The 19,231-nt window shown below is 42.6% G+C and carries 23 protein-coding genes; 9 read left to right on the top strand and 14 right to left on the bottom strand.

The features are described 5' to 3' along the window. The first annotated feature begins 149 nt into the window (after positions 1-149). Positions 150-896, top strand: coding sequence for an RsfA family transcriptional regulator (locus JNUCC41_RS08300; protein ID WP_192207287.1), 747 nt, complete (start codon positions 150-152; stop codon positions 894-896). A gap of 215 nt (positions 897-1,111) precedes the next feature. On the opposite strand, the gene JNUCC41_RS08305 is transcribed toward JNUCC41_RS08300, so the two are convergent. After that, complete coding sequence (locus tag JNUCC41_RS08305; protein WP_192207288.1) at positions 1,112-1,960, bottom strand: octanoyl-[GcvH]:protein N-octanoyltransferase; 849 nt, start codon at positions 1,958-1,960, stop codon at positions 1,112-1,114. A 34-nt stretch (positions 1,961-1,994) separates the two neighbouring features. Then, positions 1,995-2,981, bottom strand: a complete 987-nt coding sequence (pta, locus tag JNUCC41_RS08310) for a phosphate acetyltransferase (protein WP_192207289.1) — start codon at positions 2,979-2,981, stop codon at positions 1,995-1,997. A gap of 262 nt (positions 2,982-3,243) precedes the next feature. Between pta and hemQ the strand changes: the two genes are divergently transcribed. After that, positions 3,244-3,993: a hydrogen peroxide-dependent heme synthase gene (hemQ, locus tag JNUCC41_RS08315; protein WP_063234194.1), complete on the top strand. Its 750-nt coding sequence runs from the start codon at positions 3,244-3,246 to the stop codon at positions 3,991-3,993. A 414-nt stretch (positions 3,994-4,407) separates the two neighbouring features. Beyond that, positions 4,408-4,923 (top strand): spore coat protein GerQ, encoded by a 516-nt coding sequence (gene gerQ, locus JNUCC41_RS08320; RefSeq protein WP_192207290.1) that lies wholly within the window; start codon positions 4,408-4,410, stop codon positions 4,921-4,923. 76 nt (positions 4,924-4,999) lie between these two features. Here gerQ and JNUCC41_RS08325 read toward each other — a convergent pair whose 3' ends face one another. The 3 genes from JNUCC41_RS08325 to JNUCC41_RS08335 all read right to left on the bottom strand — a co-directional run bounded on the left by JNUCC41_RS08325 (position 5,000) and on the right by JNUCC41_RS08335 (position 6,600). Beyond that, entirely contained in the window at positions 5,000-5,368 is a 369-nt protein-coding gene (locus JNUCC41_RS08325) for a DUF423 domain-containing protein (protein ID WP_076368389.1), read from the bottom strand. Positions 5,369-5,391: 23 nt separating this feature from the next. Further along, a complete protein-coding gene (locus JNUCC41_RS08330) occupies positions 5,392-5,649 on the bottom strand; it encodes a YwdI family protein (RefSeq protein WP_192207291.1) in 258 nt (85 codons plus the stop codon). 270 nt (positions 5,650-5,919) lie between these two features. Beyond that, positions 5,920-6,600, bottom strand: coding sequence for a uracil-DNA glycosylase (locus JNUCC41_RS08335; RefSeq protein ID WP_192207292.1), 681 nt, complete (start codon positions 6,598-6,600; stop codon positions 5,920-5,922). Between the two features lie 152 nt (positions 6,601-6,752). On the opposite strand from JNUCC41_RS08335, the gene JNUCC41_RS08340 reads away from it, so the two are divergent. After that, positions 6,753-8,186, top strand: coding sequence for a phospholipase D family protein (locus JNUCC41_RS08340; protein WP_192207293.1), 1,434 nt, complete (start codon positions 6,753-6,755; stop codon positions 8,184-8,186). A gap of 135 nt (positions 8,187-8,321) precedes the next feature. Next, a complete protein-coding gene (locus JNUCC41_RS08345; protein ID WP_192207294.1) occupies positions 8,322-8,669 on the top strand; it encodes a YflT domain-containing protein in 348 nt (115 codons plus the stop codon). A gap of 77 nt (positions 8,670-8,746) precedes the next feature. On the opposite strand, the gene JNUCC41_RS08350 is transcribed toward JNUCC41_RS08345, so the two are convergent. Genes JNUCC41_RS08350 through mobA form a run of 4 tightly spaced genes read right to left on the bottom strand, consistent with a single transcriptional unit; the run spans position 8,747 to position 11,106 of the window. Continuing rightward, complete coding sequence (locus tag JNUCC41_RS08350; RefSeq protein ID WP_192207295.1) at positions 8,747-9,766, bottom strand: MoeB/ThiF family adenylyltransferase; 1,020 nt, start codon at positions 9,764-9,766, stop codon at positions 8,747-8,749. 24 nt (positions 9,767-9,790) lie between these two features. Then, positions 9,791-10,024 carry a molybdopterin converting factor subunit 1 gene (gene moaD / locus JNUCC41_RS08355; RefSeq protein ID WP_192207296.1) on the bottom strand — a complete coding sequence of 78 codons (234 nt, stop codon included), beginning with the start codon at positions 10,022-10,024 and terminating at the stop codon, positions 9,791-9,793. After that, a complete protein-coding gene (locus JNUCC41_RS08360) occupies positions 10,017-10,481 on the bottom strand; it encodes a molybdenum cofactor biosynthesis protein MoaE (protein ID WP_192207297.1) in 465 nt (154 codons plus the stop codon). The genes moaD and JNUCC41_RS08360 overlap by 8 nt, the downstream gene beginning before the upstream one ends. Then, on the bottom strand, positions 10,471-11,106 hold the full coding sequence (mobA, locus tag JNUCC41_RS08365; protein ID WP_192207298.1) for a molybdenum cofactor guanylyltransferase: 636 nt from the start codon (positions 11,104-11,106) through the stop codon (positions 10,471-10,473). Before mobA ends, JNUCC41_RS08360 begins: the two co-directional genes overlap by 11 nt. Before the next feature lie 365 nt (positions 11,107-11,471). On the opposite strand from mobA, the gene pdxK reads away from it, so the two are divergent. The 3 genes from pdxK (at position 11,472) to bshB2 (ending at position 13,533) form a co-directional block, all read left to right on the top strand. Then, entirely contained in the window at positions 11,472-12,299 is an 828-nt protein-coding gene (gene pdxK / locus JNUCC41_RS08370) for a pyridoxine/pyridoxal/pyridoxamine kinase (RefSeq protein WP_192207299.1), read from the top strand. A gap of 123 nt (positions 12,300-12,422) precedes the next feature. Next, the gene (locus tag JNUCC41_RS08375; protein WP_076368396.1) at positions 12,423-12,770 is read left to right on the top strand and encodes a YojF family protein; all 348 of its coding nucleotides are present in this window, start codon (positions 12,423-12,425) and stop codon (positions 12,768-12,770) included. Between the two features lie 97 nt (positions 12,771-12,867). After that, a complete protein-coding gene (bshB2, locus tag JNUCC41_RS08380; RefSeq protein ID WP_098370231.1) occupies positions 12,868-13,533 on the top strand; it encodes a bacillithiol biosynthesis deacetylase BshB2 in 666 nt (221 codons plus the stop codon). Between the two features lie 146 nt (positions 13,534-13,679). Here the strand turns inward: bshB2 and JNUCC41_RS08385 are convergent, their stop codons facing one another. Beyond that, positions 13,680-14,885 carry an MFS transporter gene (locus JNUCC41_RS08385; protein WP_192207300.1) on the bottom strand — a complete coding sequence of 402 codons (1,206 nt, stop codon included), beginning with the start codon at positions 14,883-14,885 and terminating at the stop codon, positions 13,680-13,682. A gap of 18 nt (positions 14,886-14,903) precedes the next feature. Further along, positions 14,904-15,323 (bottom strand): MarR family winged helix-turn-helix transcriptional regulator, encoded by a 420-nt coding sequence (locus JNUCC41_RS08390; protein WP_228467576.1) that lies wholly within the window; start codon positions 15,321-15,323, stop codon positions 14,904-14,906. 151 nt (positions 15,324-15,474) lie between these two features. Here JNUCC41_RS08390 and JNUCC41_RS08395 point away from each other — a divergent pair, with 151 nt between their 5' ends. Next, positions 15,475-15,885 carry a hypothetical protein gene (locus JNUCC41_RS08395; RefSeq protein ID WP_192207302.1) on the top strand — a complete coding sequence of 137 codons (411 nt, stop codon included), beginning with the start codon at positions 15,475-15,477 and terminating at the stop codon, positions 15,883-15,885. 5 nt (positions 15,886-15,890) lie between these two features. Here the strand turns inward: JNUCC41_RS08395 and JNUCC41_RS08400 are convergent, their stop codons facing one another. From JNUCC41_RS08400 to JNUCC41_RS08410, 3 genes are all read right to left on the bottom strand, one after another. After that, positions 15,891-16,985, bottom strand: coding sequence for a PQQ-dependent sugar dehydrogenase (locus JNUCC41_RS08400; RefSeq protein WP_228467577.1), 1,095 nt, complete (start codon positions 16,983-16,985; stop codon positions 15,891-15,893). A gap of 26 nt (positions 16,986-17,011) precedes the next feature. Beyond that, the gene (locus tag JNUCC41_RS08405; protein WP_192207303.1) at positions 17,012-17,878 is read right to left on the bottom strand and encodes a Cof-type HAD-IIB family hydrolase; all 867 of its coding nucleotides are present in this window, start codon (positions 17,876-17,878) and stop codon (positions 17,012-17,014) included. Positions 17,879-18,044: 166 nt separating this feature from the next. Further along, positions 18,045-19,163 (bottom strand): PRK06851 family protein, encoded by a 1,119-nt coding sequence (locus tag JNUCC41_RS08410; RefSeq protein WP_192207304.1) that lies wholly within the window; start codon positions 19,161-19,163, stop codon positions 18,045-18,047. Between the last annotated feature and the right edge of the window lie 68 nt (positions 19,164-19,231).

The following is a 19,231-nucleotide window of genomic DNA, read 5'->3' on the forward strand; positions in this document are numbered from 1 at the left end:
TAAACAAAAAACTAGTATCCTTTTAACCTTTTTGTATAAAAAATCCAGATTTTGTCCAAAATGCTAGTAGAACACTCCATAAATCACTGCCACACGATATTTTATATAGTTACTTATTTTAAAAGTTACCAGAAAGGGAGTATGTAGAAATGAAGGTTCGTCAAGACGCCTGGACAGAAGAAGATGATTTACTTTTGGCTGAAACGGTATTGCGCCATGTGCGGGAAGGCAGCACCCAGCTTAATGCTTTTGAAGAAGTAGGAGATAAGTTGAATCGCACCTCTGCAGCATGCGGATTCCGCTGGAATGCAGTTGTCCGCCATAATTATGATAAAGCGCTTTCCCTTGCCAAGAAACAGCGTAAGCAGCGGCAAAGGATCCTTGGAAAAGATCAAGGAGGGAAAAAACGGCTTCTTTATACACCGCCGTCCCCAACGATTTCCGACATAATGGTTCCCCATGTACAAGAAGAGGAACTAGAGGTGAAATCCGAAGTCGATACAACCAATTATGAAGCAGCAGAGGAATTCGTTATGGCTGAAGCCCTCGCTCCTAAGACACAGCACACGCCAGTGACTCTGGAAACGGCCATGAGCCTTGAAGCCGTCATCGCTTATTTGGAATCCATGAACGTCCGCATGCTTCAAGCTGAAGTATTAAAAACCGAAAATGAAAGATTGAAGCTTGAAATTAAAGGACTGAAAAAGCGAAACGAAGATTTGGAGAATAAAATCAGCCACCTGGAACAAAACAGCGGCTTGATGCAGGAAGATTATGAAACTTTGATGAATATCATGAATCGGGCAAGAAAGCTGGTCTTGTTAGAGGAAGAGGAACGTCCGGCAACGAAGTTCAAGATGGACCGGAATGGCAATTTGGAAAAAATGGCCGAATAATAAGATAATGTGGGGTTCAGTTATAATAGATCAACCACATGCCAAAGGCCGTTTCACCCATGTTTATCTAAAAAAAGGGAGCCGACAAGGCTCTTTTTTTTTCATTGTTTCAAGAACTCCGCCTATCATACAGGCCTTTTACAGTTTCAGTGAATGCTAAAGTCGTATTTAATGAAAAAAACCGATCCTGAATTACTGGAACGGTTTCTTTTATATCAATCCTTTAATGCAGCGAATACTTTATCATTACGTTCCACCACTCTTGTCAAGTATGCCTCATACATCGGCCATTCCTGAACGGAAAGAGTGTCAGAGAATATCCTTTCACTATGTTCCTTCAACACATGCAGGAATCTAAGCATAACGTCCTGAATACTCAATTGCACGCCCAACAATTCCGTTAGGGACGCCATTACCGAAGGGACGATATCAGGATAAGCGAATTTGGTTTCTGCATTTCCTTTAGCTGCATCATAAAAACCCTTCACGAGGCTGGCACGTTCAGCCCCGCTTCCATTGACACACAAATAGATTTGCACCGCTACGCCATTGCGGATCCTACGTTGGGATATCCCGGCAAACTTTTGCCCATTAATACTTAAATCATAACTTCCAGGACAATAGGAACCGACGATTTCCCTTGCCTCCATCGTGACCGGGAAATCGGCAAACATCAATTGGACAAGCTCCCACATGGCATCATATCCACGATTGATTTCAATTTTTTGCTCGTTTTCAGGAAAAATGAGCGACAAATTAAGGACACCCTCATCCAGCACGACTGCCAGCCCCCCGGAATTCCTCACGATGGCCTGAAAACCATGTTCTTCTAAATGATCCAACCCCTTTTTAAGAAAAGGCAACTTCGTATCCTGAATACCCATGACGATGGTTCGATGATGTACCCACGCCCTCGCTACGGCCGCTGATTTACCTGACCCTACGGAAGCACAAAATGTATCATCCATCGCAAAGGACTCCAGGGCTGGAAACTGAGGCCCAACGGAAGATTGATCAATAATCCTCCACTCTTGCTGCATTAATAATGAATCTGTTTCACTCATACGAATCTCCCTCTACATTTAATCCTCAGGCTGCCTATTGATACTGCGCCACAAATCCCTGTGCCGCTGTAATGACAGCCAGTTTATATACATCCTCTTCACTGCATCCCCTCGAAAGGTCATTCACCGGACGGTTCAGCCCCTGTAGGATCGGACCGACCGCTTCGAAGGCACCCAAGCGCTGTACCATCTTATAGCTAATGTTCCCTGCTTCGAGACTTGGGAAAATAAAAACATTCGCATCCCCCTGGATAAGGGAGTCCGGCGCTTTTTTTCTTGCTACCGAAGGAACGAAAGCCGCGTCAAACTGAAATTCCCCATCAAGAATGACTTCAGGGGCCCTTTCTTTTGCCAAATCGACAGCATCGGCCACTTTTAAGGTTTCGGGGGATGTTGCGGACCCCTTCGTCGAAAAGCTCAGCATCGCAACACGCGGTTCGATATCGAACATTTGTGCAGTCTTCGCACTTTCGATAGCAATTTCAGCTAAATCTTGGGAATCGGGGTTTATATTGATCGCACAATCCGCGAACACATATTTTTCTTCATCCCGGACCATGATGAATACTCCCGATGTTTTTTGGACGCCTGGCTTTGTTTTTATGATCTTTAAGGCGGGGCGAACCGTATCGGCAGTCGAATGCGTTGCACCACTCACCATTCCATGTGCCAGTTTCATATGGACGAGCATGGTTCCAAAGTAGTTCTCATCCATTAATATTTCACGTGCTTGTACCCCTGTCGCTTTACCCTCACGGACCTTCACGAACGCTTCAACCATTTCATCCATCATGATATAATTCTTCGGATCATATATTTCGATTGCATCAAGGGAGATTTTCATATCTTTTGCCTTCTCTTGAATCAACCCGATATCCCCGATCAATACCGGTGTCACCAGCTTAGCTTTGGCAAGCCTTGCTGCCGCTCCCAAAATCCGTTCATCCAGACCTTCTGGAAAAACGATCTTTAAATTATGCCCCATGACTTTCGCTTCCAGTATTTCAAATAAATCACCCATTGGCTCTTCCTCCTTTTTTAGATACGTTTTCCCTCTTTCCTTCAATATTTAACCATCCGGTGAAAATCCATAGTCGTCTTCTTTTAAGAATACTCTAGCAGCCAGGTAATTTCCAGCCACTTTGGTACCCAGCCAATCCGCCGCAAATTTGAAAATTGTTTGAACACCGAAAAACAGTGATGGTGTTTGCGGGTTGATATAAATTTCCTTATACTGAAACTATGTTATATTAAAGTTATAATAAGACTTAGGAGTGATCGTAATGAGTGAAGCAGCACAAACACTGGACGGCTGGTATTGTTTACATGATTTCCGTCTAATCGACTGGGCTTCTTGGAAAACGTTATCAAGCGACGAACGCCAATTGGCCATCTCGGAATTCCAAGGTTTACTGGATAAATGGAATATGACACAAAGCGACAATGAAGGCAGCCATGCCCTATATTCCATCGTAGGTCAGAAAGCGGACTTCATGCTTATGTTTGCCCGCCCAACCATGGAAGAATTGAATGCAATTGAAAACGAATTCAATAAAACGAAGCTTGCCGAATATACTGTTCCCGCTTATTCATACGTTTCCGTCGTGGAATTGAGCAATTACTTAGCTGGAGGAGATGGTGAGGACCCTTACCAGAACCCTCATGTTCGTTCAAGACTTTATCCGATACTTCCAAAAGCGAAACACGTATGCTTCTATCCAATGGACAAGCGTCGTGATGGCGATGATAACTGGTATATGCTTTCCATGGAAGAGCGCAAAGGCTTAATGCGTTCCCACGGCTTGATTGGCCGCAGTTATGCCGGTAAAGTAAAACAAATCATTTCGGGTTCTGTCGGTTTTGACGATTATGAATGGGGCGTTACACTTTTCGCAGATGATGTCCTTCAATTTAAAAAATTAATCTATGAAATGCGTTTTGATGAAGTGAGTGCACGTTACGCTGCATTTGGTTCTTTCTTTGTAGGCAATATCCTGCCGGAAGAAAACGTACCTTCATTCCTATACGTATAAGACGATGGGCTTCCGGTTTCCGGAAGCTTTTTTTGCGTCCACTCCTTTTTATTTTTCCCCTGCTGTGGAATAAATCCAATCCACATCCCATACATTTTCAATAGTGATGAATTTATTTTTTCACAGTCCCATTCAGCTTCAGGAAAATTGATCAAGTCAATTCCTGACTCCAGCGAGGTGAAGGAACGTTACTTCTATTCATTGGCCGGCAAGAGAATAAGATTTATATCATGAACGGCAGCCGTTATGCATCGCTTAACTTTCATTGTGTTTTTTTAAGCCACCCGGGGATTGTCCAGAAAACATATACAATACTACCGGTCGCTATAAATCGCACAGTTTCTCCCAGTCCACACTCTTGGATTGTCCAAATTCCACAGCATCAACTAAACCTTGAATTTAGGAGGGAATGCAATGTCACAAAATAATCCTTATGGTAACTACCCGTACGGGGGAAGCCCCTATTATCCCTATGAGAATAATGAGCCTGAACTAAGGCAGCAGAATCCTAGCCCGCAACAAGGTTACCCGCAGCAAGGATATCAACAGCAAGGATTCCAGCCACAACAGCCCACTATGGCAGGCACGCCACAACAAATGCCGATGCAGGTGAGTCCAGCCACTTCCGGACCACAGATACCTGGCATGCTCCCGATCGAAGCGTCATACATCGAGAACATCTTGCGATTGAATAAAGGGAAATTAGCCACTGTTTATACAACATTTGAAAACAACAAGGAATGGAATGCTAAGATCTTCAAAGGAATCATCGAGGCTGCAGGACGCGATCACTTGATCATAAGCGACCCTCAAACGGGAAAACGATACTTAATCCCGATGGTATACTTAGATTATATAACGTTTGATGAAGAAATCGAATATGAATATCCATTTGGAGGCGCTGGGCTTGCCACCTATTCGCCAAGGTGAAGAAAATCCAAAAAAAGAAGAGCCTCAGAATCCATTTGATTTTGAGGCTCTTCTTATATTGGAATGAATTTTTTCATTACAAGTATTTATATGCAGCAATGATCATCAAAACCCAAGCAACCAAGAATGAAACCCCGCCAAGCGGTGTGATGGCCCCAAGGACTTTGATTTGCGTAACGCTTAGAACGAATAGGCTTCCGGAAAATAGGATAATTCCTATTAGCATAAGCCAGCCGGACCAGTTGATCAGCGGACTTGAGATTTTCCCAGCCAATAAACCGATTACCAATAAACCCACTGCATGGAACATTTGATATTGAACAGCGGTTTGCCAGGTTTCTAAATATTTATCAGGAATTTTCCCTTCCAGTCCATGTGCGCCGAATGCACCTAGTGCCACAGCAATAAACCCATTCAATGCACCTAAAATGATGAACAGTTTCAATTATTTCGCTCCCCTTCCCTCATTTAAAAATCGAACAAGGACTCCCCATTGGCTTCATCCATTTTAACCGGTTCTACATTCGGTGTAGCCGGCATAACGGGCTGGGTCAATGTGATTGGCTTCGGCATGCTGATGTTCGCCGCTTTTTCATCCACCATTACTTCACAAAGGGACTTAATGGCGATTACATACCCCTGCACCTTATCCTCTGAATTTGCCTGTTTCGCTTTTAAAACAAGCTCTTCGATTTTATCCAACATTTGTCTTGATGAAATATCCAACTTTACCACCTCGTCTATATACAGGTCAAAACTATCATAACTAGCATAGCAAAAATTAGAGAAGAAAACACCTTGCATATTTCCTACCTCTTAATTGGCTTGGCTTGAAATTTCAAACATGGCTGTCCTGAAGAATGAAAGACATCAAGAGAAGGCTGGTTTGATGTTTTAAATTGAAAAGCACGGCAGCCCTTTGGAAAACTGGGATCCCAAGTTATATAGAAATGGTGGCACGCCATACAATTCACCCGTTTCGTTTTCTTGCCCATATCATCGGTTCGAGATTTTCCAATCAATTGGGGATTCCCCCATTTCCACCAGCATTTGATTTGTTGTGGAAAAAGGTTTGGTGCCAAAGAAACCACGGGATGCCGACAGCGGACTCGGATGTACAGACTTAATGATTTTATGACGGGTCTCATCAATTAATGGGATTTTGGTTTGTGCAGGTTTCCCCCACAGGATGAATACAACAGGTTTCGGACGGTCATTCAATAGGCGAATAACTTGGTTCGTAAAGATTTCCCATCCTTTTCCGCGGTGTGAGTGGGCCTCTCCCTCATGGACAGTCAAGACGGTATTCAATAGAAGCACTCCCTGTTTTGCCCATTCGACTAGGTAACCATTATTCGGAACCTCATAGCCCAGATCTGTGTGTAACTCTTTAAAAATATTTCTTAAAGAAGGCGGGATCCGGACCCCCGACTTAACTGAAAAACTAAGGCCATGTGCTTGACCAGGGCCATGGTAAGGGTCCTGTCCAAGGATGACAACCTTTACGTCTTCATAAGGAGTATAGTGAAGTGCATTGAAAATATCGTCCTGATCGGGATGAATGACCTGCTGACTGTACTCTTGCTTTATGAATCCCCTTAACTCCTGGTAATATTCTTTTTTGAATTCCTCTTCCAATAGAGGCCACCAATCATTTGTTAATAACTGCTTTGCCATCTGCCACAGCCCCTCTCCACTTTTTGAAACTATATTATATCAAACTTCATCGCCTTGCCTTTTTCCATAGATTACGATTTATGTTTCTATATACCCCAAAAGTGGGAAAATAGAAAGTTAGCAAGCTAATTTAACCATGTGGAGGATTCCCTATGAAAAAATGGTACAAAAGAAAACGATTTTATCTGCTTATCAGCATTTTGATCGTCCTTGCACTCGTAATCGCCTATAACAGCTACAAGCCTCTCCCCGATGGTATTTCCTATGAAGGAAAGGTTCACCATGTCGAGGATATCGATTTCATCTATGACCTTTCCTATCACGATGAACAAGGGGATCTACAACATGAGCAGCGAATTTTCAAAACCATAAATCAAGCCATAGAAGAGGCTGATTCTTATATCGTAATCGACATGTTTTTGTTTAATGCTTTTTATGATGAAAAGATAAACTTCCCGAAGCTAACCGAGACTCTGAAGGATAATCTCGTTGAACAAAAGAAAAAGAAACCTGGCCTCCAGGTCATTTTCATTACTGACGAAGTGAATACTTCCTATAATGCCTACCAGCTAGAGGCGTTGGAAACGATGAAGAAAAATGGCATTGATGTCATTGTTACCAACTTAGACCGCCTCCGGGATCCGAATCCTCTCTATTCAGGTGTATATCGGACCTTTTTCCAATGGTTCGGTGAAAGCGGGAAAGGCTGGATTGTGAATCCAATGGCTAAAAGCGCACCAAAGGTCACCTTGCGTTCTTATCTTAGACTGATGAATATCAAAGCCAATCACCGAAAAGTGGTCGCTACTGAAAAAACGGCCATCATCTCATCTGCCAATCCTCATGACGCAAGTGGATTCCATTCCAATATTGCATTCCAGATGGATGGGAATATCATCGGGGATTTTGTTAAAGCCGAAGAAGCCGCTTCGAAATTCTCGGGAGGACCGAAGTCATTTCCTGAATTTAAAGGGACATCAGCAGATAAAGGACCGATATCGGTACAACTGCTAACGGAAGGAAAAATTAATAAACATGTCCTTAAGGCAATTAAGGATGCAAAAAAGGGGGACAACATCCATCTTGCCATGTTCTATATTGCTGATCGCGAGGTTGTCGAGGCATTAACGGATGCAGCTAAACGGGGTGTGAAGGTTCAAATGATACTAGATCCGAACCAAAACGCTTTCGGAAGTGAAAAAATCGGGCTTCCCAATCTTCCGGTTGCCGCCGAATTCGAAAAACTGGGGGATGAAAACATCTCGATCCGCTGGTACAAAACAGCTAAAGAACAGTTCCATACAAAGTTGATGATGATCCAAAGAGCTGATGAAACGGTTATCCTTGGAGGATCGGCTAATTATACGTCACGCAATCTAGATGACTATAATCTAGAAGCGAATGTTGAAATCCATGCTCCAAATGATGCGGATGTCTCCAAGGACGTCGATAGCTATTTTCAAAGACTCTGGACAAATCAAAATGGAACATACACGGTGGATTACAGTGAATACCAGAAGAAACTGCCTGTCTTTAAATACTTGACCTACCGCATTCAGAAGGTGTTCCGCTTCACCACTTACTAAAATTTTCTTTTATATAAATGTTTATCAGTGCCCAAATGAGGTTATATATTACTATAGCTGCACAGCAACTGTAATAAACAAGATTCCAATTACCTATATTCAAGAGAATCTCACTAAATTCAAGGAGGAGTTTATATGTATCAAGTACATGTAGTGGAAAACGGTTTACAAGCAAAGGAAAAAATCGATGAATTAGTTACATCAGGTTATACGAAAGACGATGTATATTTGTTTGCCCATGATAAAACCCGTTCAAAACACCTTACCGAGAATACAAATACAGAAGATGTAGGCATGAAGGAACAAGGTTTCCTTGATACCGTCGGAAATCTCTTTAAATCACGCGGAGATGAACTTCGTAACCGAATGAGCAACCTTGGCCTTAGTGATATGGAGGCAGAACGTTACGAGGAAGTGCTTGACGAAGGAAAAGTAGTCATCGTTGCTTCCAAACAAGATAATAAAGACGGGGTTACACACTAATCCCCGCTGACCATTACCCTATATGGATTCATAAAAAAGCGAGGCTCCTTAACCGGCAGCCTCGTTTTTTATACTCATTATCCCAGGATGCTTTGGTACGTGGCCTTTGCATGGACCATGTCCTTCGTACCGTGAATCAACGCCCGGCCATCCTTGAAAATGACGATACGCTCCCCAGCTCTTTCACAAGAGAGAAGAAATGGATTGAATTTCACCAAATAGCCGCTGCCGTCCAGATCTTTGGCCAGTTTCTCTAGTTGAAGTTCCAAAGGTTTTGGCGGCCTTACCTGTACAGTATCCCTCCCGCAAAGAACAGCCGTTTTCGTTGCATTTTCCAGTGTTAAAAAGGGGTATGTCCTCTGCTCTCCGCATGAGAGACAATCTTTCTTTTTTGCTTTTGTCAATTTAACGGTTTGGTATTGATTTCTCCACAGATCAAAAGAAACAAGTGCAGGCCGTACCGATTCCCAATCTTCAACAAGGATTTTCAAGGCTTCGGCAGTTTGGTGTGCCACTACCATCGTTACAGCTGGTGATATGATCCCTCCTGTGTCACAGGTCATTCCTTGAATGGGGATTGCTTTCAGCAAACAGTGCAAACATGGAGTCTGTCCGGGAAGGATCGTCAAAGTCATGCCAACACTCCCCACACATGCCCCATAAATCCACGGTATATGAAGCTTTTGTGATAAATCATTAATGATCATCCGTGTCTCAAAGTTATCGGTTGCATCCAATATCAAATCAACATCACCAAGCAACTGTTCGAGGTTCTGGGCAGTTGCGTCCATGATGATGGCATTCACTTCAACTCCATGATTGATATCAAATAAATGACGCTTTGCCGCTTCTGCTTTTGGCAGTTTTTCCTCGACATCCTGTTCCGTATACATTTGTTGCCGCTGTAAATTACTGGTCTCGACATAATCCCTGTCGACAATGGTAAGCTTTCCTACTCCTGCCCGAGTGAGGGCCTCGGCATTAGCTGATCCCAAAGCCCCTGCACCAAGAAGCAAGACATGCTTCTTCATAATTTTCAATTGGCCCCCTTCACCAATGGGGGCGAATAAAGTCTGCCTTGAATATCGCTCTTTCACCGTGAATCCTCCCTTCCGAACGCTTTAGCCTCCACTTACTGGTGGAATGAAAGCAACTGTATCCCCATCAGATAGAAGCGTGTCATCATCGGCAAATTCTTCATTGACTGCCGTCATCACGGTTTCTAGACCTTCCAATCGAAAATCTACCTTCATTTTTCCTTTTAGCTCCGCCACACTCATTCCATTTCCTTCTATAGAAAGAGTCTCTTTGCCTAGCTCATCTTTCAATTGGGCAAATAAAAGTACATTAATCATCAATATCCCCCTTTTCCGGTTTCCCCGATGGATATGGAACGGTTTCCAACTGGTTTCCTACCCATGTCTCCCCATCTTCCCAGTGTTCTTTTTTCCAGATCGGGACGATTTCTTTAATTCTTTCAATCGCATACCTGTTCGCCTCATATGCATCATTTCGATGTGGCGTACTTACGGCAATAACCACTGCGATATCCGTGATTTCAAGTTTACCTACACGATGGGTGATCGCCGTTTCTGCATCAGGCCAACGTTCCTTGATTTCAGATCCGATTTGCTCCAATTTCTTGATGGCCATCGGCTCATACGCTTCGTAAATTAAGAAGAGAGTCTTTTTTCCTTTCGTCATTTCCCTCACTGTACCAATAAAGGTCGTTACGGCACCTGCATTTCGCTTGACTACTTTATCAATCACTTCCTGGATGACAATCGGCTCTTTTGAAATATTATAATTCATGTCTACCATCCTTTATATATAATTCAGTTTGATCAATATAACCTGCCTCTTGATAATCTTCCTTCGTATTCATATTGAAAAAAAGGTATTGAAAATGTTCAGGATTCTCGCGATATAACTTAAAGTCTGTTTCTTTCATGACTTTCACCGAAATCTTTTCCAAAAATAGACTCATTTTTAATTCATGTTTTAATAAACACTCCGTCAATACAGGAAGACATCTTTTATGGTAAACAGCAAAAAGCGGCTGGAGCCTGCCATTTATTTCTGGAACGACAGCATCGAATTCAGGTTCATGATGGGAGATGATTTCCTTTATGGCTTCTGCACTCACAAACGGCATATCACAGGCTGCAAGAAACTGAAGCTCCGTTTTCGATGAGGTCAACCCTGCATGCAATCCGCCAAGCGGGCCTTGATCTTTATGTAAATCCGGAATGAGCGGAAGTTGCAAAAAATGATATTCTTCAAAAGTATTCGTAATGACCATAATGTATTCTGATACCTTTTTCAATTCGGATGCCACTCTTGAAATGTTCACAACGCCACCTATGGTCAACAGGGCCTTATTCACTCCCATACGACTTGATTTCCCACCAGCTAAAAGCAACATTGTCCATTCCACAAGAATCCCTCCCTTTTTGGGTTTAATCCAGCATAGAACGGTAAAGCTATACTAAATGTGTCCGCTATATTTAAATATTTTAAATCAACTTTGAAAATAATGACACCTTCTCAAACTTTACTTTGTATATCAAAGGATGGAAAGTGGGGTCCAAAGCAAAAGGCAGGCTACCCGTCCATCCGATTTCCAAAATTTCAGGTCCCAAAAATGACTTATGCGTAACCATTGCACTTCTTTCTCTAAGACACTCATAATAGGGTGAAAACTAAGTTTTACATAAAAGAAATTTTGGTATATTCTAAAAATAGGATATTAACTGGTATGCTGATAATATCGAAAACTAATTCTCCTGAGGAGGTCACATAATGACTATGAAAAGAGCTATGACAGTTGCCGGATCTGATTCGAGCGGCGGTGCTGGTCTTCAAGCAGATTTAAAGACATTCCAAGAATTCGGCATTTACGGTATGTCCGCTTTAACGACAATCGTGACGATGGATCCGAAGAATGGCTGGTCGCATAATGTATTCCCTACACCGGTCGAAGTTTTGGAAGCCCAAATCGAAACGATTTTATCAATCGGCATTGACGCAATGAAAACGGGAATGCTTGGATCAGTGGAAATCATTGAACTTGTTGCCCGTAAAATAGACGAGCTGAAGCTGGACAAAGTCGTAATCGATCCAGTTATGGTATGTAAAGGTGAAGATGAAGTATTGCACCCTGAAACGGCCGTAGCTCTGCGGGAACTGCTTGTTCCACGTGCAACTGTAGTCACGCCAAACCTGTTCGAGGCCGCTCAGTTAGCGGGAACGGCGCCTATCAAGACGATTGATGACATGAGGGCTGCAGCTGAGAAGATTCATGCACTTGGTGCAAAATATGTCTTGATCAAAGGCGGTAATAAGCTGGATCTTGATAAAGCCATCGACCTTTTATATGATGGAAAAGAATTCGAAATCCTTGAATCAGAAAAAATCGAAACGACCAATACACATGGTGCCGGCTGTTCTTCTTCTGCAGCTATTGCAGCCCAATTGGCTGAAGGGAAAAGCCCGCGTGAGGCTATCCTCATTGCTAAAGACTTCATTACCGAGGCGGTTCGCCATTCTTGGAAGATGAATGACTATGTCGGACCTGTCAATCATGGTGCATACCATAAATATGGAATTGCGGAAAAAACACAAAAATAAAACATCAATTTTATGGCTGCTCAAATTCATCGAGCGGCCTTTTTCGCTTTTTTTGCTTTTATTTAGTAAAATGGAAAGAAGGAAAAGCTTATCTAGCCGCCCAGTTAAGGAGGAAATTATAGAATGAAACCTATAGACCGTACAGAGGTGCAAAATGCCATTGATTCTTTCGCAGGACAAGATGTATATCTTCATCTTGAAACGACAAATGGCGCCTATGCCACTCATGTAGATGAAGCTTTCTTTTCGGCAGGTGCCTATATTCGTAATGCTTTTATACAGTATGAACATGGGAAGATAGTTGGGGATGGACCCTACCGCATCGGCTTGAAGCTCAATATTGGCTGGGTATATGCAGAAGGCGTTAACCACTTCGAATTGGATGAACAGGGGAGATTGCTATTGGCAGGCCTTGATTTTTCCGGAAAGCTCGCTGTCTCCATGCAGCTCAGTCCCACTCCCTTTGAATGATGACAACTTGCTTGATATATATCATATGATTCCGATGGAAACTCCCATTCACCGATAACCATACTCACTGTAAGTAGAACGGAAGGAGAAATATACCTTGGAAAAAGAACGCCATGTATTAGTTATATTCCCACATCCCGATGATGAAGCCTTCTCGGTCTCCGGAACGCTTGCCCTTCATAGAGAAGCGGGCACTCCTGTCACCTATTTATGCTTAACTTTAGGAGAAATGGGACGTAATTTAGGAAACCCTCCATTTGCAACAAGGGAATCGCTACCTAAAATTCGTAAAAAGGAATTGATCGATGCAGCAAATGCGATTGGCATCCAAGATTTACGCATGCTTGGGTTGCGTGATAAGACGATTGAATTCGAAGATGATGAAAAGCTGACTTCATTATTTACCGATGCCATCAATGAATTGAACCCTTCATTGATCATTACGTTTTACCCAGGATACAGTGTCCATCCAGACCATGAAGCGACAGCACGTGCTGTGGTTCGGGCAGTGGAAAGGATGGAAGAGAAAGAGCGACCTAAACTTCATTGTGTCGCTTTCTCGAATAACTGCATTGACGAATTGGGACAGCCTGACATCATCCAGGATATCTCTGCCGTCGAAGAAAAAAAGGTAGCTGCATTCACTGCCCACCGTTCGCAAACGCAGGCAATGGTGATCGATTGGAAAGAGAAATTCGAAAATCAGGATGCAGATTTTCTGGACTGGATCCGCAAAGAACGATTATGGACCTATAAATTTTAAGAAAACCGCCAATAGGCGGTTTTTTTTTATGGCATAAAAAAAACGCCTGTCGATTACAGGCGGAGAAAAGGGGGATACTTTGGAAAATCAATCATAATATAAGCATCCCCAATATTCTTCATTTTATACAATCCTATTCAAAAAAATTAGGCGGACAAGCGTTTTTCATGCTGCATTTTCGTTCTTGCCGAAGCTTTTTTTCCATGCGCCAAGAAATAAATGCCAATAAGTATGAATGCAAAGATCGACATTCCCATGAATAACCCTTTGAACCCTGTAAATGGAATAAGGAATCCCAATAGGAACGGGCCGACACCAATACCGAAGTCATACATTGTAAAAAACGTGGATGTGGCTAATCCCATCCGATTTGATGGAGCTTCCTTAATCGAAATCGCTTGACAGCTTGATTGGAACGTACCATATCCGACTCCGATTAAGGCGCCGGCAATCAGAAGCGTGATACCGTGATGGGATTGGCTGAGGATGACCATACCGACGGCAAATAGTAAGAGCGATGGGTAAATGACTGCATTTTCCCCCTTCACATCAAACATACGTCCTGTAAACGGACGGGACGCCAAAAGGAATACAGCAAATACGACGAAGAAAAAGCTTGCCGCATCCATTAAATCCATTTCCTTTGCAAAAGACGTTAAATAGGACAAAATGCTCGAATAGGTAAATCCGGCAAATCCGATAAAAATGGAAATGGGCAGTGCCCTTTTCTCAAAGTAATCACTGATTTTAAATCCTTTTTGTGTTGAAGCTCCACCCTTTTCCCCTTCAGGCACATTCATGAATAATGATGCAACTAAAGAAAATGCGGCAAATAAGGAGGCTGCATAGAAAATGATGGAATAACTGAAATGCTGTGTTATCAGCAATCCAATAAACGGACCGAATGCCATTGCCAAGTTTGTACTCATGGCAAAGTAACCTGTACCTTCCCCGCGTCTTTCATTCGGAATGATATCTGCAGCAATCGTTCCAGTCGCCGTTGTGGCAAGGCCAAAAGCAAAACCGTGAATAAGCCGGTCAATCAATAAGAGGGATAAACCATTCACCAGGAAATAGCCAATGGATGCGACCAGGAATAGAACCAACGATCCAAGCAACATTTTTCTGCGGCCAATCTTGTCAATTTTTTTCCCTGCAATCGGTCTGACAAGCACAGCCCCGAGAACAAAAATACTTGAAGCAAGTCCGGCTTGTGCTTGCGACGCATGAAAGTTATCCATCGTGTAAATGGTCAATGTCACCATCAAGACATAAAAAGTTAAAAATAAAAAAAAGTTCGCAGACGAGACAATCAGGAAGTCTTTCGTCCACAGTTTCGGTTTGTGATTCATTTCAATCCTTCTTCCTTACTATTGTTTTAATTTTTCCTTCAGGAAAATCAACGTTCGTAACGTTGCCTCTCGATCCTCTTCAGCCAAACCGCTCATTAATTGAAGTTCAAATTCTTCAACTACCTTTTTGGCCTCGTGATAAGTCCTTAAACCCGACTCCGTTAACTGTATTCTCCGTTCCCGCTTATCTTTCCCTGGGACTTGTTCAATCAAATCAAGTTCTTCCAACCGGTTTACCGTCCTGGTTACCGTCGGTTTCTCCACATCTAGATATGTGCTTATTTCAACAAGTGTAGAACAGCCAAACTGACTCAGATAATATACAATCGACCATTGGGAATGAAAAAGATCAACCTTGGCCAATTGTTCATTTAACTTTTTGGTAAATGACCTCGAAAATTGTAAGTTATGATGAAAAAAACCATTATTAAAGGACAAAGGTATTCCTCCCGCAAAGTAGTTACCTAGGTAACTATACACCCATTCATTAGAAATGTCTAGCTTTCGGCTGAACGTATAATCGTATGCACACTGTTTCCTAATCTTCTCCATTGCTTCAGGACAAAATTCAGGAGGTTCATGCTTTTAATTGGAAGTTTGGAGAGAAATACTGTGTATTTGGAGTAAATACTCGTGGGTTTGGACGTTACTCGTGGATTTGGAGTCGAATACTCGTGAATTTTACGCTTTTACTCGTGAGTTTGGAGCGAATACTCGTGAGTTTCGCGCTTTTACTCGTGAGTTTCGAACGAATACTCGTGAATTTCGCGCTTTTACTCGTGAATTTGGAGCGAATACTCGTGAGTTTCGCGCTTTTACTCGTGAATTTGGCGGAATCGTATGGTTCAAACCTGGGCCATGTCCTGCTCTTCGTGGTCGATGCTTCAAGGCCATAAACAAAAAGGAAACCCCGCTATTAAAAAGCGGAGCTTCCGATATTCGATCCTTGCGTTGCGGAATGATTTCATTCGAACAAATCCACATCTCGGAGTTCTCATGATAACTTCAGGGCATATTTCCTTTTAAGCTAGATAGTGGCAAACGATAAAGTTTATCATCCTTTTCATCAGGATTTCCTCGGCCGTCTGTATTATTGCTTATGAAATAAAGGAATTCCTCATCAACGAATACATCACGTATCCTTCCTGAGCCTGTAATGATATTAGTCAGTTTTCCGCTTTTTACATCATAACTCTTAAGCGCTTCGCCCCTTAAAGCTGCAAAATAGAGCTTTCCGTCAAAATGGGCCATGCCAGATGGAGCCCATGTATTCTCACCGGAATGAATCAATGGTGTTACCATATCAGGTTTTTGCTCTTCGCCCTCTATATCTGGCCAGCCATAGTTCTTACCTGGATCAATTTTATTTAATTCATCGTGTGCTGAATTTCCGTGTTCACTTTCATATAACTGTCCTGCTGCATCCCAGGCCAGACCCTGTGGATTGCGGTGACCGTATGAATAGACGTATGAATTCCCGAAAGGATTATCTTTCGGAATGGTGCCATCCAGGTTCATGCGCAGAATTTTCCCGCCTAAAGAATCCAGGTCCTGTGCGATTTCAGCCTTTCTTGCATCGCCTGTTGTTGCGTATAGCTTATCATCCGGTCCAATCTTGATCCTGCCGCCATGGTGGTAGTCCCCGCTTGGTATTCCGTCGATTAAGGTCTTCATCTCCTGCCATTTATCATCATTTTTTTCTAAAATGACGATTCGATTGATGGAGTCCCCGTCTTCTTCATAGGTATAATAGGCGAAGGCTTGCCCGCTCTTAGAGAAATCGGGAGCTAGCAAAAATCCAAGCAACCCGGCTTCCGCTTTAGCTGACAATGTCTTTTTAAGATTGACCTTTTGCCGTATCATCTTATCCTCGTCCCATTCAACGATTGTTCCTGCCCGCTCTGACACATACATTGTGTCGCCATTCTTCTGGATCGACCATGGGGCCTGCAGGTTCGTTACCAGCACATCCGGGTCTTCCCCTAAAGTGCCCGTCACTTCATTGTCAGGATTCGTCTGGGGTTTGCTGTCGCCATCATTCATGGTACATCCAGTTAAAATCAATGTAGCCATAAGGAAAAAAAAGAGCGATTTTTTCAAAATCTTTCCCCCTTTGATTCATGAGTTTAATAGGCTGACTGTTTAAGCACCTTTAAAATGGCCTCCGCGACACCGGCTTCATCATTCCTGCCAGTTACTTCATCACACAGTTTTTTAATTTCGAGCGGGGCATTTCCCATTGCGACAGACAAACCTACCCGTTCAAACATGGATATATCATTATAATTATCCCCGATAGCCATCGTTTCCTGCATCGAGCCGGATTTTCCATTCACATATGTTTCTAATGCCGTACCTTTTTGGGCTGTTTCACTCATGATTTCCACATTTTCACGACCCGATGAAGTGACTGTAACTCCCTGTCCTTTCAATTTCGAAGCAATTTGATTTAATAAAGTTAAGTCCTTTGAGAAGCTGAGGATTTTATAATATTCCTCATTCGAACGGCTGAATAACTCGGAATAATCGGAAATGGAAGTTACCTGTCCAAGCTGTAAACGCTGCTCTGCATATTTCCGCATGTCCTCAGGGTCAATGTCAGGATTCGCTGTAACGAATACATCAACCAAAACAGATATTGCATTTTCATAGTCTTTAGAATAAATCCCTTGGCTCGTATATATTTCGAAATAAATCCCTTGTTCTTCGAGGAATTCAGCGACCATTTTGGCAGTGGCAGCTGACATTGGATTGGAAGCGGCAATTTTTCCGTCCTCCGTGAAGATGGCCGCACCATTTACACAGATGACAGGGCAAACGATGCCTGCTTCATCCAAGGCGAACCTAGCTTCCACATAAGATCTTCCAGTAGCAATGATCACTTCCACACCCTCGCTTTGCGCCTTCTGGATGGCATGTTTATTTTCCTCACTGACCTTTTGCATTTTGTTTAGCAATGTTCCGTCCATATCAATCGCAATCGTCTTTATCAATTCAATCGGCCCCTTTTTTCAATATAATCCCTATTTTAACCGAAAGATCGTGGATAAACACGTTTAACAAACCCGTATATATTCTTGGTGTGACTTCAGTCATTAAAAAATCCGATTATGTATATAAATAAACTGCACCTAATTAAGATAGGTGCAGTTTGTTTTCTTAATGTAGTATCGTTTTTCTATCGACATCATTGGCCCGTTCAATAATCTGTTCGTGGATGTCTTTTTGAATGTCGTCGATGGCTGTAAAATCCATTGCCTTTACATAAATCTTTTCGAGTTCGTCATGCAGCTCTTTTGCCTTAGCCAGATTTGCTGTCGCTTCATTCATTTTCGTCCGGTACCTAGTGGAAACATCCTTTAACTGTTCTGCATATATTTCATCTGTTCCTGGCAGGATGGCCGTTTTATATATATCAATGATTTCATCCCCTCCACAACTCGGGAAATATTCATGCGGCGATGTGCTGTCAAATATGGCGATTCCAACCTCCCGGACGATTACCATGTCCAAGCTATGCGGATCGAAACCACAATGATATATTTCTACATCAAAGCCTCTTTGCTCCGCCGCCTTTGCAATCTTCTTCAGCATCGTTGATTTACCGGAACCTGGACGTCCCTTTAAAAAGTAACGTTTTTGTATTCCCTCAGTAATATTGGGGATGAAATCAACTGCACCCTTTGGTGTAGCTGCACCTAAGAATCGGTGACGAACATCCGACTTTTTATTAAGGACGATATCTCTATAAAAGCTTTCTATCAATTTATTGGTCAGCCCATTCAATTTTGCGAAATCAATATTTGCCTTATAAATGTCTTCCCATTCATCATGTATTTTCAATGCTTCAGCGAATAAGGCATATGCCTTATCGAAACTCTTGCTTCTCGCATTCGTCAACTTTATGATAGCCGCTCTTTCAGAAGCCAGCTGCTGGGAATCCCAGGCTGCTCCTAGATTGACATATTCCTCAATGGCCCCTGGTGCCTTCGGTTCAATCACATGCGGGGCGGTCCCATCCACGATCCCGATTTTCAAAGCCGGTATGATGATTCCATCAATGGAATCATTATCGGATGAACAATGTAAATACTCGATGTCAAAGCCTTTATCCAGCCATTCTTGGCCGATTTTTTTCATAATAGTCGATTTACCGGAACCAGGTCCGCCTTTTAATATGAATAATCTTTCCAGACCTTTTAAATTGGAATCATATAAGCTATAAAAACCTTTAGCCGTATTGCCCCCAGCAAAATAATTCATCACTTTTCCTGTCACTTTCACACTCTCCCTCACAATACAGATAACTTCAAGACAGCGTATGATGAAAAGACCCAATAGGTGAA

The sequence above is a fragment of the Brevibacillus sp. JNUCC-41 genome (assembly GCF_014844095.1).
Classification (GTDB): Bacteria; Bacillota; Bacilli; order Bacillales; family DSM-1321; genus Peribacillus; species Peribacillus aracenensis.